This is a genomic window from Salinisphaera sp. PC39, from assembly GCF_040361335.1.
In the GTDB taxonomy this organism is placed as follows: Bacteria; Pseudomonadota; Gammaproteobacteria; order Nevskiales; family Salinisphaeraceae; genus APNM01.
Genome location: NZ_APNM01000008.1, coordinates 12,784 through 29,543, shown reverse-complemented (window position 1 = coordinate 29,543; position 16,760 = coordinate 12,784). Strand labels below are relative to the sequence as shown.

The window sequence follows — 16,760 nt, the reverse complement described above, 5'->3', positions numbered from 1 at the left end:
ACGACCCTTGTCGGAAGTCGTTATAGTCCGGTTACGAGGGGCCCGGAGAACACGGCAACCCGATCCATCGCAGGGGAGTGGACTATGCAGGTGAAGGAGCTTGTCCAGCATTGGCGTTCCGAGGCGGGCGAACCGCGGACCGACCGCGAGTACGCGTTGCGTCTGCCGCTCTACGACGCCGCCAAGGTCGCGGCCTTGACGGAGATGTTTCCGGGACTGACCGAGGAGCGCATCCTGACCGACCTCCTGTCGGCGGCACTGGACGATCTGAGCGCTTCCTTCGCCTACGTCCGCGGCGACCGCGTGGTGGCGCACGACGAGGAGGGCGATCCCATCTACGAGGACGCGGGGCTCACGCCGAGCTTCCATGAACTCACGCGGCGGCATGCCGAGCACCTCAAGGGCGGCTCCGGAGGATCGTCATAAGCCGGCCCGTCGAGCGCTTGGACTGGCGATCGCACCTGACGTCGTCGCTGGCGGCGACCAGCGACCGTCCGCCGCGGCCGTTGGCGTCGCTCGGGCTGCCGCCGGAGGGGCGCCACCTGCTCGACAACGACAAGCTCGCCGCCTTGCGTCCCGCCGCCGTCCTGGTGCCGGTGGTGCCGGTGGTGTCGGCCGGGGACGATCCCGGCGTACTCCTGACGGTGCGTTCGCATCGTCTGCGCAAGCACGCCGGCCAGATCAGCTTTCCCGGCGGCAGCGCCGATCCCGGCGACCGCGGACCGCTGCACACGGCGCTGCGGGAATCCCACGAGGAGATCGCCTTGCCCCGTGACCGGGTCGAGGTGCTCGGCTACCTGGACGATTATCCGACCATGACCGGCTTCCGGGTCACGCCGGTGGTGGGCGTGGTCGAGGACACGGCCGCGGTGCGGCCCGACGGCGTGGAGGTCGCGGAGATATTCGAGGTGCCGCTGTCCTTCGTGCTCGATCCGGGCAGCTACGAGCGCCGGCACCTGGAACGCGGCGGCGTGCGTCTGCCGTACTGGGGGCTGACCTGGGGCGATCGTTTCATCTGGGGTGCCACCGCGGCCATGCTGCGAGACCTGATGCTGAAGGTCCGCGGTCGAGGCTGACCCGCGAATTTTGCGTCACGGCCGGATTTGCCTAGACTGCATCCGATAACAAGACCGCCGGGGGAGACATAACCATGAGAATCGGTCTGGTGGTGGACTCGGGTTGCGACCTGCCCAAGTCCTTTATCGACGAGCACGGCATCCTGGTGCTGCCGATCTCGATCCGGATCGGCGACGAGTTGTTCGTCGACGACCGCGATCCGCAACGGATCAAGGATTTCTACCAGCGCCACGCGCTGGACAAGTCGCACGACGCCGAGTCGGTGCCGTACTCGGTGGAACAGATCAAGGATCTGTTCCTGGAACGCGTGGTGGTCGACTTCGACTACGCCCTGGTCGAAACGGTGCCCAAGAGCCGCAGTCCGATCTTCTCCAACGCCACCGAGGCGTCCCATGCCATCCTGCGGGAATACAAGCCCATCCGGCGGCAGGCGGGGGTCGAGGGGCCGTTCGCGCTGCGGGTGATCGACAGCCAAACGCTGTTCGCGGGGCAGGGCGTGCTCGCGGCCGAGACCATCCGCCTGATCAAGGCCGGGGTCAAGGTCAACGAGATCCGTCAGCGCATCGAGGGGCTGGCCTCCAAGGCCACCGGCTACGGCGTGGTGCCGGACATCTACTACCTGCGCGAGCGCGCCCGCAAGAAGGGCGACAAGAGCGTCGGCTGGCTCGGGGCCTTCCTGGGCACGGCCCTGGATATCAAGCCCATCCTCTGCGCGCGCGCCGACGAGACCTTCCCCGCGGCCAAGGTGCGCGGCTTCGAGAACGGCGTGCAGACAATGTTCGAGCACGCCGCCAAGTGCGTCGAGCGCGGGCTGCTCGCACCCGTGGTCTGCGTCAGCTACGCCGGCGACGCCGAGGCGGCCAAGCAGTTGCCCGGCTACGAGCGGCTGGCGCGCGCCGCCGAGGCGCACGACGTGCAGCTTCTGACCGCCTCCATGAGCCTGACCGGCGGGGTCAACATCGGCCCCGGGGCGGTCAGCGTCGGTTTCATCTCCGAGCCCGTGCCGCTGGAGACGTAGCCCGGCGGGCGCCGCCTACGACGATTTCGGCGGCTCGTCTCCGCCCAACAGCGGCTTGATCAGGTCCATCGGCAGCGGGAACACGATGGTCGAGTTGTTCTCGCCGGCGATGTCGATCAGGGTCTGCAGATAGCGGAGCTGGATCGCCTGCGGCTGGCGCGAGAGTTGTTCCGCGGCGCCCTCCAGGTTCTTGGCCGCCTGCATCTCGCCCTCGGCGTGGATCACCTTGGCCCGCCGCGAGCGCTCGGCCTCGGCCTGGCGCGCGATCGCGCGGATCATGCTCTCGTCGAGATCGACATGCTTGATCTCGACGTTGGCCACCTTGATGCCCCAGGCGTCGGTGTGCTTGTCCAGGATCTCCTGGATGTCGGCGTTGAGCTTGTCGCGCTCGGCGAGCATGTCGTCCAGCTCGTGCTGGCCCAGCACCGAACGCAGGGTGGTCTGCGCGAGCTGACTCACCGCGTCGTAGTAGTGCTCCACTTCGATGATCGCCTTGTCCGGGTTCACCACGCGGAAGTAGACCACCGCGTTGACCTGGACCGAGACGTTGTCGCGCGAGATCACGTCCTGGGTGGGCACGTCCATGACCACCACCCGCAGGTCGACCTTGATCAGCCGCTGCACGAAGGGAATGATCAGGATCAGGCCCGGCCCCTTGACGCCGGTGAAGCGGCCGAGCGTGAACACCACGCCCCGCTCGTACTCCGGCAGGATCTTGATGGCGCTGAAGACGAACGCCAGCAGCAGCGCCAGCAGCACGATTCCGAAATTGAACATCATGGCAACCTCCTTGCTTGATGGGATGCCGGTTTGAGTGGGAACCGGGTCATTCCGCCGGAACCACGGTGACCGTGAGACCGCTCACGGCCGTGACACGGACCCGCTGACCGCGCCGCACGGGCGTGTCGGCGGTCGCCCGCCAGTTCTCGCCGTGCACGAAGACGCGGCCGCGGCCGTCGAAATCCTCCAGCGCCTCGCCCACGGCGCCGACCATGCCCTCGCTGCCGGTGGCCACGCGCCGCGCGCGCGAGCGCATGAACAGATATACGATCAGGAACAGCACGATGGCCGAGGCCGTGGCGGTGGCGCCGATGATCGCCAGCGGCACCTGGTAGCCGGGCACGCCGGTGTCCATGAGCATGATCGAGCCGAAGACGAAGGCGGCGACGCCGCCGAGCCCGAGTATGCCGAAACTGGGCGCGAATGCCTCCGCGACCATCAGGGCCACCCCGAGACCGATCAGGGCCAGGCCGGCGAAGTTCACCGGCAGGATCTGGAAGGCGAACAGGGCCAGCAGCAGGCAGATGGCGCCGGTCACACCGGGTACGAAGCTGCCGGGGTTGTAACCTTCCAAGATCAGGCCGTAGATGCCGATCATCATCAGGATGTAGGCCACGGTCGGATTGGTGATCACCGCTAGCAGCTTCATCCGCCAGTCGGGCTCGCGCTCGATCAGCGCCAGGTCCGAGGCGGCCAGCGTGACATCCTCGCCCGCGACGGTGACGGTACGTCCGTCGATCGCCGCGAGCAGGGCCGGGGTGCTTTCCGCCACGAGGTCGATCACGTCGCGTTCGGCCGCCTCCCCGGCGCTCAGGCTGGCACCCTCGCGCACCGCCTTTTCCGCCCAGTCGGCGTTGCGCCCGCGCCGTTCGGCGAGGCCGCGGATGTAGGCGACGGCGTCGTTGACCACCTTGCGCCGCATCGCCGTCTCGTTGTCGGCAACGGGCTCTTCGCCGGTGTTCCCGGCATCGCCGTCGGCGGGCGGCTTGCCCTCGCCGCCGCCACCGCCGCCGAAGGGGCCGCCGCCACCGCCGATCGACACCGGCGTGGCCGAGCCCAGGTTGGTCGCCGGCGCCATGGCCGCGATGTGCGTGGCGTACAGGATGTAGGTGCCGGCGCTGGCGGCACGGGCGCCGGACGGCGCGACGTAGCCCACGACCGGCACCCGCGCGGCCAGGACCGCCTTGACGATCCCGCGCATCGCCTGGTCGAGCCCGCCCGGTGTGTCGATGCGGAGCAACACCAGTTCGGCGCCCTCCGATTCGGCCGCCTCGATGCCGCGCTCGACGTAGCCCTGGGTGGCCGGGCCGATCGGTCCCGTGATCGCCAGCACATGCGCGGCGCCGGCCGCGAGGCCCGTCGTGGCGGGCAAAACCGCCAGGCATGCGGCTGCAAGGGCGTGCCGGATGAGTCGCCGCAAGCGTCCGTGACCGTCGTGCATCGTGCGTCCCCCGTACCTCGTTGCGGGACCGGCGCCATGGTCGTCGTCGGTGCCGCCCGGATCGCAACCCGTCGTGAAGGCTGAAGAATTCAGGCTAATGGTATGACAAACCTAGCCGATACAGGCATCCTATCGCCATGCCGCAAAAAATGAGGGGGCCGATCGGTGCCGGATATCGACGAACGCAGTCTCGAATTTCTCTTTACCGCGGTCTGTAACCGGCAATGGCGACCTTTCCTCCAGGCGCTGGCAAAGGAAATGAACGCGCAACTTCCCGATACGGAGCGCCGGGGCCTGTTCTACGCGATGGGCCGGCGCATGGTCGAATATCTGCCCACCCCCGACGCGAGCGACCTCAAACGGCTGGAAGCCTCCATCAACGAGGCCTGGCGCGCCATCGACTGGGGTCTCGTCCAGGTGGACGAGACCGACGACTTCATCTCCATCACGCATTACTGCTCGCCCCTGCGCGCGGCGTTCGGCGCCGAGTCCCTCGTCTGGACGCCGGCCCTGCTGGAGGGCGTCTACGCGGAATGGTTCGCGGCGCTGGGCGCCGGCGAGGACCTGGTGCTCCGCCAGCACGGCGATGTGACCGGCGCGGATGACGCGATCGAATACCGCCTGGCCCCGGACGCACAGGCCTGAGGCCGTGGGTCGGGACCAGGGATGGAGGGACTGCCGGGAGGCGATAAACGTGGTCCCCGGGGGAATGCGCCGGCCACCGGTCCGACGCCGTCTCCCCGGACGGGCCTGCAGAAGAAGCGCTGAGTTCATATGAGCGAGCAACGTCACGATATCAAGGCCTTGTTCCGGCGGCTCGGGGTCGAGGATCAGCACTACCACGACTATCGGACCGAGGCCGAGAAGCAGCGCGAGGCGGACAGCCGCGCCCGCTGGCCGTTGCTTGCCCAGCTCGTGCGCATGCACGGCGGCCGTCCGGAGACCCTGGAGCCGCCACGGGTCCGGCAATCGCATGTCGAATCCGAATCCGACGGCAGCACCGTGATCCGGCCGCGCCGCGTGGAGGAGGGCGAGGACGCCCACCGTGCCGGTTTCCGGCATTCGGCCCCCGTCACGGAGCGGTCCGCCCCGAAACCGGCCGAGCCCGCGCCGTCGCCGGCGGAGCCGGCGCGGACCGCCGCTCCGGAATCCGCCGGACCGACCAAGCCGGCGCCGGCCGCCGGCGGCGGCTGGTGGGGCCGCCTCGGCGGAGCGCCCAAGGACTCCGCCAAGCAGGCCCCGAAGGATTCCCCGCAGGAAAGTCCGAAGGAAGCCTCGCGGGAGGCGCCGGAGGACGTGCCGAAGGAGCCGGCGCAGGCGTCCCGGCCGGTTGCGCCGGCGCGTCCGCCGGAACGGGACATGCCGTCGCGGACGCAAGATTGCGGGCGGCCTGCCGATAAGGAGGGAAGCGGCGTGGCCGGGGTGTTCCAGCGGCTGCGTAGCAAGGCGCCGGCGGACCCGGAGCCGGCGCGGGACGACAGTCCGCTGTCCACCCTGGCGCGGCGACTGGGCGACGGCCGGGGCGGGGCGCCACCGGGCGAGTCCCGGTCCGTATCGGATGCCGATAGCGACCGGGATCGCGGCTGATGCGGGTAGTGGCGATGGTCTCGCCGAAGGGCGGCGTCGGCAAGACGACCCTGACGGCCAATCTGTCGGTTTTGTGGCGTGCGAGCGAAGAGGGGGCCGGACGTACGTTGGTGATCGATCTGGATCCGCAGAACGCCTTGCGGCTGCATTTCGGCATTTCGCCGGAGGAGCCGCGCGGCCTGGCGACGACCGTCGCCGAGGGCGGCGGCTTCGACGACGCCATTTTCCAGACTCGTTATGGCGTGGATTGCCTGCCCTACGGCCGTTCCGACCGTGCCCTGCGGGCCGAGGTCGACCGGCGCATGCGGGAGAAGCCCGACTGGATCGCACGCAACCTGGCCGAGCTGGAGTACGACGTCGTCCTGATCGACAACCCGCCGGGGCCGAACCTGCAGATGGCGCAGGCGGTGCGGGCGTCGGACACGGTGCTGATGGCGTTTCTCTCGGATGCCGCGTCGTTCGCCTCACTGCATCTGATGCAGGACTATCTGCGCGACATGAGGCCGAATCTTACGAAGTCGCCGGTCAAGGGGTTCATCGTCAATCAGCTCGATCCGCTGCGGCCGTTGAGCCGGGACGTGGTCGACCTGATGCGTGACGGGGTCGGGGACGACGGCACGGTCTGGGTCGTCCACTACGACGTGTCGGTCGAGGAGGCCCTGGCCTGCGGCGAGCCGCTCGGCTTGCGGGCGCCGGACTCGGTCGCGATCAGGGACATGCAGGAAATCGTCGAATGGCTGCGAACCAACCAGAACTGAACGACGCGCCGGCCGACCGCGAGTCGGGCTGGCTGTCGCACCTGACGCGCCCGGCGGTGACGTGGGCGGTGGCCGCGCTGGCGATCGTCGTGGGCTATTTCCTGGTCACCACGCCGCTCTCGCTGGAAGGCCAGACCTTCCTGGCCGTGGCTTGCATCGTGCTGGCACTGATCGTGCGCCGCGATCAGCACCACCTGGCGTCACTGATCCTGATCGGATTGTCGCTGTTGAGCAGCTCGCGCTACATGTACTGGCGCATCACCGAGACCCTGGGCGTGGGCGATCCCGGGGTGACGGCCTTCGACCTGTTCTTCACCTTCGGTCTGCTGGCCGCCGAGCTCTACGCCCTGTTCGTGATGGTGATGGGCTATTTCCAGACCCTGCAGCCGCTGTCCCGCAAGCCCAGCGAGCTGCCCGACGACCGCGACCTGTGGCCGACCGTGGACCTGTTCATCCCCACCTTCAACGAACCGCTGGAGGTGGTCCAGCCCACGATCATGGCGGCGCTGGACGTGGACTGGCCGCGCGACAAGCTCAACATCTACGTCCTCGACGACGGCGGCCGCCACGATTTCCGCGAACTGGCCGAAACCCTGGGCGTGGGCTATATCGCGCGCGAGGGCTCCGAGAACGCCAAGGCGGGCAATATCAACTATGCCCTGGCGCGTACCGACGGCGAGCTGGTCGCCATGTTCGACGCCGACCATATCCCGACGCGCTCGTTCCTGCAGGTCACCGTGGGCATATTCATGGAGGACCCGCGCATCGCGCTGGTCCAGACGCCGCACCATTTCTTCTCGCCGGACCCCTTCGAGCGCAACCTCAAGACCTTCCGCAAGGTCCCCAACGAGGGCGAGCTGTTCTACCGTCTGATCCAGGACGGCAACGATTTCTGGAACGCCACCTTCTTCTGCGGCTCCTGCGCGATCATGCGGCGCGCCGCGCTGGACGAGATCGGCGGCGTCGCCGTGGAAACCGTCACCGAGGACGCCCACACGGCGTTGAAGCTACACCGGCGCGGTTGGCACAGCGCCTATTACAACGTCCCGCAGGCGGCGGGACTGGCCACCGAGTCGATCTCCGGGCACGTGGGCCAGCGCATCCGCTGGGCGCGGGGCATGGCGCAGATATTCCGGCTCGACAATCCGTTGCTCGGGCGGGGGCTGTCGATCGCGCAGCGTCTGTGCTACCTGAACGCGATGTCGCACTTCTTCTACGCGCTGCCGCGGATCGTCTTCCTGACCGCGCCGCTGGGCTACCTGCTGTTCGAGGTGCACATCTTCCAGGCCTGGGCCTTCATGATCGCGGCCTACGCGGTCCCCCACCTGTTCCTGGCCTGGATGACCACGTCGCGCCTGCAGGGACCGTTCCGGCACTCGTTCTGGGCCGAGGTCTACGAGACCGTGCTCGCCCCCTACATCTGGCGCCCGACGTGGCTGGCCGTGATCAACCCCAAGCTCGGCAAGTTCAACGTGACCGCGAAGGGCGGTCTGATCCGCGACGAGTACCTGGACCTGACCACGGCCAAGCCGTACCTGATCCTGTTCGCGATCAACGTCATCGGCCTGGGCTTCGGCGTGGTGCGCCTGGTCCACTGGAACAGCTTCGAATGGCCCACCGTGGTCCTGAATCTGGTGTGGGCCATCTACAACACGCTCCTGCTGGGCGTGGCGATCGCGGTGACGCGGGAACGCCAGCAGTTGCGCCGGACCACCCGCGTGGCGGTGCAGATGCCCGCCTACATGCGCCTGCCGAGCCGGCGCCTGGTGCAGGCCGAGACCATCGACCTGTCCGAGGGGGGCGTTGCCATCCGGCACGCCGGTCGCTCGGATCTGCATCCCGGTGACGAGGTGTGGGTGGCCCTGCTGCCCGAGCACGAGGAGGTATACGTGCCGAGCAAAGTGATCAGCGCGGACGACGGGTTCGTGCGTCTGGAGTTCGAGGATATGGATTTGCAACAGCGCCGGCATCTCATCTACTGCCTGTACGGACGCGCGGACGCCTGGCTCGACTGGGCCGCCGCACGCGATCGGGACCGTCCCTGGCACGCGTTCAAGGAGATCCTCAAGTACGGGCTGGGCGGCATCTTCCTGCTCGGCGGGGAGTTGCGGCGCCGCGCCCGGCGGCGTCTGTCGCGGGGGCGCCGGGCGGCGCCGGCCGCGGCCTCGCTGGCGGCCGTGCTGCTGCTCGGGGCGCTGTCCGGCGGGCCGGCACAGGCCCAGGGCGACACCGAGGTACGGCCGGTGGAACCGCGCGAGCGCCTGTACACCCTGGGCGAGCTGGGCGTGTCCGAGCCGGTCCGGCTCAACGGCGTCAACACGACCCGCGACGTCGGCTTCGCGGTGCGCGCCGACGAGGTCGTGACCGACGCCACCCTCAACCTGCGCCTGGCGCACTCCGACAGCCTGCTGTACGACCTCAGCCAGTTCCACGTCTACGTCAACGGCGAGCTGATCCATTCCGTGGACCTCGACGACGAGACGGCCGAGGGCATCGACCGCAGGATCGATATCGATCCCCGTCTGCTGGTGGATTACAACCAGCTTAGATTCGAGTTCCTCGGGCACTACACGGAAGAGTGCGAGGACCTGTTCCACAACACCCTCTGGGCGCTGATCAGCGATCGCTCCACGCTCAAGCTCGATACCCGGCCGCTGCCGCTGGCGGATGACCTGTCGATGCTGCCGCGGCCGTTTTTCGACCGTCGCGACGCCGGCCATCTGCTGCTGCCGTTCGTGTTCGCCCAGCCGCCGGACGCGGCCATGCTGGAAGCGGCCGGTACCGTCGCTTCGTGGTTCGGCGGTCTCGCCGCCTACCGCGGCGCCGACTTCCCGGTCTCCATCGGCCACCTGCCGCAGGGCAACGCCGTGGTGTTCACGCGCGGCGCGGCGCCCTTCGACGGGATCTCGCTGCCGGAGGGCGGCGGCGCCCGCATCGCCATACGGCCGAACCCCGTGAACCCGCGCGCCAAGCTGCTGGTCATCGTCGGCGCCGACGCGCAGGCCCTGCAGGCCGCCGCGCGCGCGCTGGTGCTGGGCTCGGAATCCCTGGTCGGCGCCAACGCCTATGTCGACCAGCTCCGGGAACCCGACCCGCGCGAGCCCTACGACGCGCCGCGCTGGCTGCCGTCGGACGAGCCGGTGCCGCTCGGCGACCTGGTCTCCGACGAGGCCCTGCAGGTGGACGGCTACCTCCCGGACCCGATCCGGGTTCCCATGCTGACCCCGCCGGACCTGTTCACCTGGCGTTCCGAAAGCATCCCGCTGGACCTGCGCTACCGGTTCACCCAGATCGCCAACGCCAAGGGCGAATCGACCCTGAACGTCAGCTTCAACGGCGGCTTCGTGCGGGCCCTGCCGGCGCACTACGACCCGATCTGGCCGGTAGCGCAGTTCCGCCGCTGGTTCCCGGCCGTGCGCCACGACGAGATGCGCGAGAAAGTGATGCTGCCCGCGCGCAAGGCCGGCGGTCCGGACAACCTGGCCATGCAATTCCACTTCGAGCCGGTGTCGACCGATTGCCGCCGGGTGATCCAGAACGTCGAAGGCGCGGTGTCGCCGCAGTCCACCATCGATATCTCGCACCTGCCGCACTACACGCGGATGCCGGAACTCGGCCATTTCGTGAACGCCGGCTTCCCGTTCACGCGTCTGGCCGACCTGTCCGACACCGCCGTGGTGATGCCCAGCGACTGGTCGCCGCCCGCGGTGGAGGCCTACCTGACGCTGATGGGCGCGTTCGGCAACTTCACCGGCTATCCGGCCATCCGGCTCCAGGTGGTGCGCCCGGACCTGGTCGAGCAGGTGGCCGGCAAGAACCTACTGGTGCTGGGCTCGGCCGACACCCAGCCCCTGCTCAGTGAATGGGGCGAGCACATGCCGTTGAGCATGGGCGAGGACGGCCGGGTCGAGCTGCGTACCCTGGGCTTGATCGACCGCCTCACGGCGACCGTCATGTTCGACGACTCGGCCGAGCAGGCGCGCCGGCACGCCGGCAACGTGATCGCTCGCAGCGAGGGGGCCGTGAGCGCCCTGATCGGGTTCGAGTCGCCGCTGGACTCGGGCCGCAGCGTGGTGGCCCTGGCGGCCCATAGCGGCGAAAAGCTCTCCGATCTCACGCGGAAAGTGCTCGACCCCGCACAACGGGCCCAGATCGAGGGCGACCTGGCCCTGTTCACCGGCAAGGACGTCAGCGCCTACCGCATCGGCGACGATTACCATGTCGGCGACCTGCCGATCCTGAGCTGGCTGCACTGGACCCTGTCCAAGCACCCGGTGTTTCTGTTCATCGTGATGGCGCTCCTGGTGGTCCTGGTGGCACTGACCGTGCGCCAGTTCGCCCGTAGCGGCCGGGCGCGCCGGCTAAGCGGGCGATGAGATGGATCGGCCGGACACTCGCGATGCTCGGCATGATCGTGACGGCCCTTTCCGGCGGTTGCGGGGTCACGGCCGACACCGAGGTGGAATGGCCCCTGTGGGAGCGCTTCGCCGAGCGCATGATGCAGACCGACGGCCGCATCGTGGACTGCAGCGTGGACGACTGCCGGAGCACCTCCGAGAGCCAGTCCTACGGCCTGTTCTTCGCCCTGGTCGCCAACGACCGGCAACGCTTCGACACGATCCTGAAGTGGACCGTGGACAACCTGGCGCAGGGCGACATGTACCGCACCCTGCCGGCCTGGCTCTGGGGCGAGCGCGAGGACGGCACCTGGGGCGTGATCGACGACAACTCGGCGACCGATTCCGACCTCTGGATCGCCTACGTGCTGCTCGAGGCCGCGCGGCTCTGGCACGAACCGCGCTATGCCGAACTGGGGCGTGCGGTGGCGGACAACGTGGTCGCGGAGGCGATGGTGGACCTGCCGGACGGCGGGCCGATCGTGCTGCCGGCGCCCAAGGGCTTCCACCTGCAGCCGGGCGTGTGGCGCTTCAATCCCAGTTACATCCCGCCGTTTTTGATGCGCGGGCTGTCCTGGCACGACCCGGAAGGCCCCTGGCGCTTCGTCGCCGCCACCCACCAGAAGCTCCTGGACGCGGCGAGCCCCGAGGAGTTCGCCCCGGACTGGTATATCTACGACCGCGAGCAGGGCGTGCGCGCGGACACGGTCAAGGGACCGATCGGCAGCTACGACGCCATCCGCGTCTACCTGTGGTCGGGCATGTCCAGCGGCGCGTATGCGCCGAACCGGGCGATCGGCGGCATGGAACGCGCCTTGCGCCGGCATGAGCACCCGCCGGAGCGCGTGAACGTGCTCACCGGCGAGACCTACGGCGTGGGCCCCGTGGGCTTCTCCGCGGCGCTGCTGCCGTATCTGGCGCGGCGTAACGCGCGCGACGCCTTCCTGCGTCAGAAGGCGCGGGTCGACGAGGCCCTGGCCGACGGCAAGCTCAAGGAGCTGCCGTATTACGACCAGGTCCTGATGTTGTTCGGCCTCGGCCGGACCGAAGATTATTACCGATTCAGCAACGAGGGGTTGTTGATGCCCCGATGGAGCCGGCAGTGAAAGCCCATTACCGGATAGCGGTCGCGGCCGTCGTGGTCGCGGCCGGCCTGTGGACGGCGGCGCCCCCGGCGGCGGCCGCCGAGGACGAAGGGATCGAGCGGGTCATCGAGCAGGCGCGGTTCTGGGAGGCCCGCGGCCGCTACGGGCGTGCCGCGGACGCCTGGCAGAAGGTCCTGGCCAGCGACCCGGACAACCCGGAGGCCCTGGCCGCCCTGGGGATCAACGCCGCGAACGCCGGCCGCGAGGACGAGGCCCGCGCCTACCTGAGCCGCCTGGAAGCCGCCGCCCCCGACCATCCCGGCACCGCGGAGCTGCGCGAGGCCCTGTCGATGACGGGGCTGGATCAGGGGGCCCTGCAGCGGGCGCGGGCCGCGGCCGAGGCCGAGCGTTACGAGGACGCGGTAAACGCCTACCGGGCCTACTTCAGCGGCCGCGAGCCCAATGGTCGCGTGGGTCTGGAGTATTACCAGAGCCTGGCCGCCACCGAGGGCGGCTGGCCCGAGGCCCGCGCCGGCCTGCAACGGCTCGCCAACGAGCATCCCGACGATCCCGTCTACGAGCTGGTGCTGGCCCGGCAGCTCACCTACCGTGCCGACACACGGCGCGAGGGCATCCGCCGGCTGGCCGGTCTGGAGGACGAGGAGGCGGTCGCCGAGAGCGCCGGCGCCGCGCGCCGCCAGGCGCTGCTCTGGCTCGACGCCAAGCCCGGCGATATCCCGCTGTACCGCGCCTACATGCGTGCCCATCCGGACGACACCGAGGTCGCGGCCCGCCTCGACAGCCTGCAGCAGGCCGCGGAGACGGCGTCCGAGGAGCCCCGTCTCTCCAAGACGGACGCCCTGGTGCGCGACGGCTTCGCGGCCCTCGACCGGGCCCGGCTGGAAGAGGCCGAGACGGCCTTCCGGAACGCGCTCACCGAGTCCCCGGGCAACGCCAGCGCCCTCGGCGGTCTGGGCTTGATCGAATTGCGCCGCGAGCGTTTCGGCGAGGCCGAGGACCTGCTGCGCCAGGCGACGCAGGCGGCGCCGGGATCGGCCGGCCGCTGGCGCGACGCCCTCGCCACCGCCAGCTTCTGGTCCGGCGTGCGCCGGGCCGACGCCGCACGCGACGCCGGCGAGATGGACCGGGCGCTGGATCTGTACCGCGCGGCCCTGGAGAAGCGGCCGGGCGAGCATGCCGTGCGGCTGAGTTATGCCGACACCCTGGCGCGCGCCGGCCGCTACGGCGAGGCCGAGAAGCAGTTCCGGCAGGTGCTCGCGAAGGACAAGGACAACAGCGATGCCCAGCGCGGCCTGATCGGCGCCCTGCAGGCCCAGGGCGATACCGACGCCGCGATCGCCTACATCGACTCGCTGCCCGAGGACGTGCGCCAGAGCATCGGCGGCGTGGCGGCGCTGCGCGCCGAGCGCCTGCGCAAGGAGGCGGCCGACGTCCGCGAGGCCGGCGACCGGCAACAGGCGGAATCGCTGCTGCTGGAAGCGATGTCCCTGGATCCGGCGAATCCCTGGGTCCGGCTCGACCTGGCGACGCTCTACCAGTCCCTGGGCCGCGACCACGAGGCCAACAGCCTGGTCGACGGCCTGCTGCGCTCCGGCGACGCCGTGCCGCAGGCCCTCTACGTCAAGGCCCTGATCAAGGCTCGGCAGGAGGCCTGGGGCGACGCCCTCGGCCTGATGGAACGCATCCCCGAAAGCGCCCGCACCGCGGACATGCGCCAGCTCCAGAACCGGCTGTGGGCGCACTACCAGGTGGAGCGTGCGCTGAGCTACTACCGCAACGGCCGCGGGCAGCAGGCACGCGAACTGCTCGCCGAGGCGCGCGCCGCCGCGGACGACAATCCCGAGCTGCTGGGCGCCGTGGCCCGCGCCTATGCCGAGATCGGCGATTCCGAGGCGGGCCTCGACCTGATGCGCCAGCTCCTGGCCCGGTCGACGGAGCCCGATCCGGACCTGCGGCTGGAATACGCCCGACTGCTCCTGGAGTTGGGCCAGACCGTGGAGTACCGGGCCCAGTTGCAGCGGCTGCGCCAGGAGGAGGAGATGATGACCCCGGCGCAGCGCGAGCGCTTCGCCGACCTCCAGGCCCTGTACGCCGTGCGCGAGGCCGACCGGCTGCGCGAGGAGGGCTATTTCGCCGACGCCTTCGAGACCCTGCAGCCGCACCTGAACCGTTCGCCGCGCGATCCCGCCCTCAACGGCGCGCTCGCGCGTCTGTACGCCGACTTCGGCGAGCCCGAGGCGGCGCTGTCGATCTACTACGATATCCTCGACGAGCACCCGAACGACCAGGGTGCGCTGCTGGGGGCGGCGCGCGCCGCGCGCGACGCCGGCCGCTACCAGGAGGCCGAGGACCTGGTCGACGACGCCATGCGCGTGTATCCGGACGACCCCGAGGTCTATGTGATCGCCGGACGCCTGGCGCGCGACCGCGGCCAGAGCCAGCGCGCGGTGGACATGTTCCGCCAGGCGATGGAATTGGAGGCCGCCACCGCCCAGGGGCGCGAGGAAGCCTACACGGCCGGCGAGGGCGGCACCCGCAATCCCTTCGGCGAGCCGCAGTTGCGCCGCAGCGGCTCGGGCGGAGTCCGGCGCGACAGCTTCCGGCCGGAGCCCGAGCCGCGCGTCGGCCGCGGCCTGTCGGGCGCGGATGCCATGCGCATGGCCGCGCGCCCGGCCCCGGCGAGCCGGCCGGCGCCCGCGCAGTACTATCCCGAAGACAACGAAGAGGCCTACGAGCCGCCGGTCCGGCGTTATCCCGCGGCCGACCGGGACAGGTCGCCGGAGCGCACCTATCCGCGCACCGAGCGCGCGCCGCGGCGGCCCGACACCAGCGGCCTGCGCCGGATGGTGACGGAGGCCGAGAACGATGTCGCCCGCGAGATCCGCGAGATCGAGGCCGAGAACAGTAGCTGGGTCGCCGGCGGCATGGCGCTGCGCCAGCGCGACGGCGAGGACGGCCTGGGCGAGCTCACCGAGGTCAATGTCCCGGTCGAGGCCAGCTTCTCCGCGCTCGACACCGGCCGCCTGCGCCTGCGCGCGGTGCCGGTGACGCTCAACTCCGGCGATCTCAATCCGGGCGTGGCCACCGGCTTCGGCGCGCTGCCGCTGGCCGAGGCGGTCAACGGCGAGGGCTCGGCGGAGGCCATCGTGCAGGGCGGCGGCTACGATCAGTCCGACAGCGGCATCGCCGTGGGCGTGGTCTACGAGGTCGGCGACTGGGCCCTGGACATCGGCACCAGCCCGCTCGGTTTCACCCGCGAGAACGCGGTCGGCGGCGTGCGCTGGCGACCGCAGTGGGACAACGTCTACCTGGACCTGCGCGCGGGCCGGCGGGCGGTCACCGAGAGCCTGCTGTCCTACGCCGGCACGACCCAGAAGGGCGTCGCCCTGGACGACGGCAACCAGATCGGCGAGTTCGACTTCGGCGGCGTCACCCGCAACGGCGTGCGCGGCGACATCACCCTGGACCAGGGCGATGCCGGTCTCTACGGCAACTTCGGCCTCTACTACCTGGAGGGCGAGTACGTCGCCGACAACACCCAGATCGAGTTCGGCGGCGGCTACTACCGGCATGTGGTGGACCGCGAGAACAACCGCTTCACCATCGGCCTCAACCTGAGCGCGTTCTTCTACGACGAGAACCTGGGCGAGTTCACGGTGGGCCACGGCGGCTACTTCAGCCCGCAGTTCTACGCGCTGCTGGGCGTGCCCATGAGCTGGACCGGACGCAACGACCGCATGACCTACTCGCTGGGCGGCTCGATCGGCCTGCAGAGCTTCGAGCGCGATGCCGCCGACATCTTCCCGGAGAACTTCGGCGGCCTGCAGACGCGGCTGGCGGCGGCCGGGGGCCTCGACGGCCGCACCAGCTACTCCGGTGACGACGAGACCGGTCTCGGTTTCAACGTCAAGGGCGAGATGGAATACCTGATCACCCCGCAAATCTCGCTGGGCGCCGGCGGCGGGTTCGACAACGCCAAGGATTACAACGAGTTCTCGGTCATGGCCTATCTGCGCTACTGGTTCAAGCCCCAGGTGCCCGACAGCCTCGGCTCGCCGCGCATGCTGGCGCCGTTCTTCACCGGCGGGGGCGATCCGGCATGGTAAGCAGGGGATACGGCACGGCCGGCGCGCTCGCCGGCGCGGTTCTGGCGCTCTCGGCATGCGCCCTGGGCGGGAGCGGCCCGGACACCGCCGAGGCGGACGGCACGCCCACCCCGGCGGCCTTCGCGGAGCCGGGCTCGGCGGTGCCGCCGTCGAAGGCCCCGGAGGGCCCGCCCGACCTGCCGGTGAACCCCTTCGACCCGGCGGCGTTGAACAATCTGGCCATCGAGCACGCGGAGCGGGGCGACCTGGGCAAGGCCCAGGAACTCCTGGAACGGGCCGCCAAGCTGGACCCGGACAACGAGGACATCGCCGCCAACCTGGCGGATATCCGGCGGATGCGCGAGAGCGTGGCCTCGCCCGGTCCCTCGTCGGGCGGTACGTCGGCGGCGTCGCAGACGCCCGGCTACGCCGATTATGACGACTACGGCGATCCGGCATCGCGCGGGGCCGGCATGATGCCGCCCCCGCCGCCGCGCTGGTAGATTCCCCG

Annotated in this window: 12 protein-coding genes; 10 read left to right on the top strand and 2 right to left on the bottom strand. The window is 69.9% G+C overall.

Translation table 11 applies throughout. From position 1 onward, the window contains the following. The first annotated feature begins 84 nt into the window (after nucleotides 1–84). The 3 genes from PC39_RS09135 (at nucleotide 85) to PC39_RS09125 (ending at nucleotide 2,095) form a co-directional block, all read left to right on the top strand. On the top strand, nucleotides 85–426 hold the full coding sequence (locus PC39_RS09135; protein WP_353253077.1) for a type 1 pili tip component: 342 nt from the start codon (nucleotides 85–87) through the stop codon (nucleotides 424–426). 17 nt (nucleotides 427–443) lie between these two features. Beyond that, entirely contained in the window at nucleotides 444–1,076 is a 633-nt protein-coding gene (locus PC39_RS09130; protein WP_353253076.1) for a CoA pyrophosphatase, read from the top strand. 74 nt (nucleotides 1,077–1,150) lie between these two features. Continuing rightward, entirely contained in the window at nucleotides 1,151–2,095 is a 945-nt protein-coding gene (locus PC39_RS09125; RefSeq protein ID WP_353253075.1) for a DegV family protein, read from the top strand. Between the two features lie 15 nt (nucleotides 2,096–2,110). Here the strand turns inward: PC39_RS09125 and PC39_RS09120 are convergent, their stop codons facing one another. After that, a complete protein-coding gene (locus tag PC39_RS09120; RefSeq protein ID WP_353253074.1) occupies nucleotides 2,111–2,875 on the bottom strand; it encodes a slipin family protein in 765 nt (254 codons plus the stop codon). A gap of 46 nt (nucleotides 2,876–2,921) precedes the next feature. Beyond that, nucleotides 2,922–4,316 (bottom strand): NfeD family protein, encoded by a 1,395-nt coding sequence (locus PC39_RS09115; protein ID WP_353253073.1) that lies wholly within the window; start codon nucleotides 4,314–4,316, stop codon nucleotides 2,922–2,924. 165 nt (nucleotides 4,317–4,481) lie between these two features. Here PC39_RS09115 and bcsD point away from each other — a divergent pair, with 165 nt between their 5' ends. The 7 genes from bcsD (at nucleotide 4,482) to PC39_RS09080 (ending at nucleotide 16,752) form a co-directional block, all read left to right on the top strand. After that, nucleotides 4,482–4,961 carry a cellulose biosynthesis protein BcsD gene (gene bcsD / locus PC39_RS09110; protein ID WP_353253072.1) on the top strand — a complete coding sequence of 160 codons (480 nt, stop codon included), beginning with the start codon at nucleotides 4,482–4,484 and terminating at the stop codon, nucleotides 4,959–4,961. Nucleotides 4,962–5,090: 129 nt separating this feature from the next. Beyond that, nucleotides 5,091–5,903: a BcsR/BcsP family cellulose biosynthesis protein gene (gene bcsR, locus PC39_RS09105; RefSeq protein WP_353253071.1), complete on the top strand. Its 813-nt coding sequence runs from the start codon at nucleotides 5,091–5,093 to the stop codon at nucleotides 5,901–5,903. Continuing rightward, nucleotides 5,903–6,661, top strand: a complete 759-nt coding sequence (gene bcsQ, locus PC39_RS09100) for a cellulose biosynthesis protein BcsQ (protein WP_353253070.1) — start codon at nucleotides 5,903–5,905, stop codon at nucleotides 6,659–6,661. The genes bcsR and bcsQ overlap by 1 nt, the downstream gene beginning before the upstream one ends. Continuing rightward, on the top strand, nucleotides 6,637–11,037 hold the full coding sequence (gene bcsA / locus PC39_RS09095; protein ID WP_353253069.1) for a UDP-forming cellulose synthase catalytic subunit: 4,401 nt from the start codon (nucleotides 6,637–6,639) through the stop codon (nucleotides 11,035–11,037). The genes bcsQ and bcsA overlap by 25 nt, the downstream gene beginning before the upstream one ends. After that, nucleotides 11,034–12,164 (top strand): cellulose synthase complex periplasmic endoglucanase BcsZ, encoded by a 1,131-nt coding sequence (gene bcsZ / locus PC39_RS09090; protein WP_353253068.1) that lies wholly within the window; start codon nucleotides 11,034–11,036, stop codon nucleotides 12,162–12,164. The genes bcsA and bcsZ overlap by 4 nt, the downstream gene beginning before the upstream one ends. Continuing rightward, nucleotides 12,161–16,270, top strand: a complete 4,110-nt coding sequence (locus PC39_RS09085) for a cellulose biosynthesis protein BcsC (protein WP_353253067.1) — start codon at nucleotides 12,161–12,163, stop codon at nucleotides 16,268–16,270. Before bcsZ ends, PC39_RS09085 begins: the two co-directional genes overlap by 4 nt. Next, nucleotides 16,264–16,752: a tetratricopeptide repeat protein gene (locus PC39_RS09080; protein ID WP_353253066.1), complete on the top strand. Its 489-nt coding sequence runs from the start codon at nucleotides 16,264–16,266 to the stop codon at nucleotides 16,750–16,752. Before PC39_RS09085 ends, PC39_RS09080 begins: the two co-directional genes overlap by 7 nt. The last annotated feature ends 8 nt before the right edge of the window (nucleotides 16,753–16,760 follow it).

What these genes read in the sequence shown, in the direction of transcription:
- PC39_RS09135 (WP_353253077.1), top strand. Translation starts at nt 85, where the DNA reads ATGCAGGTGAAGGAGCTTGTCCAGCATTGGCGTTCCGAGGCGGGCGAA.
- PC39_RS09125 (WP_353253075.1), top strand. Translation starts at nt 1,151, where the DNA reads ATGAGAATCGGTCTGGTGGTGGACTCGGGTTGCGACCTGCCCAAGTCC.
- PC39_RS09120 (WP_353253074.1), bottom strand. Translation starts at nt 2,875, where the DNA reads ATGATGTTCAATTTCGGAATCGTGCTGCTGGCGCTGCTGCTGGCGTTC.
- PC39_RS09115 (WP_353253073.1), bottom strand. Translation starts at nt 4,316, where the DNA reads ATGCACGACGGTCACGGACGCTTGCGGCGACTCATCCGGCACGCCCTT.
- bcsR (WP_353253071.1), top strand. Translation starts at nt 5,091, where the DNA reads ATGAGCGAGCAACGTCACGATATCAAGGCCTTGTTCCGGCGGCTCGGG.
- bcsQ (WP_353253070.1), top strand. Translation starts at nt 5,903, where the DNA reads ATGCGGGTAGTGGCGATGGTCTCGCCGAAGGGCGGCGTCGGCAAGACG.
- bcsA (WP_353253069.1), top strand. Translation starts at nt 6,637, where the DNA reads ATGGCTGCGAACCAACCAGAACTGAACGACGCGCCGGCCGACCGCGAG.
- bcsZ (WP_353253068.1), top strand. Translation starts at nt 11,034, where the DNA reads ATGAGATGGATCGGCCGGACACTCGCGATGCTCGGCATGATCGTGACG.
- PC39_RS09080 (WP_353253066.1), top strand. Translation starts at nt 16,264, where the DNA reads ATGGTAAGCAGGGGATACGGCACGGCCGGCGCGCTCGCCGGCGCGGTT.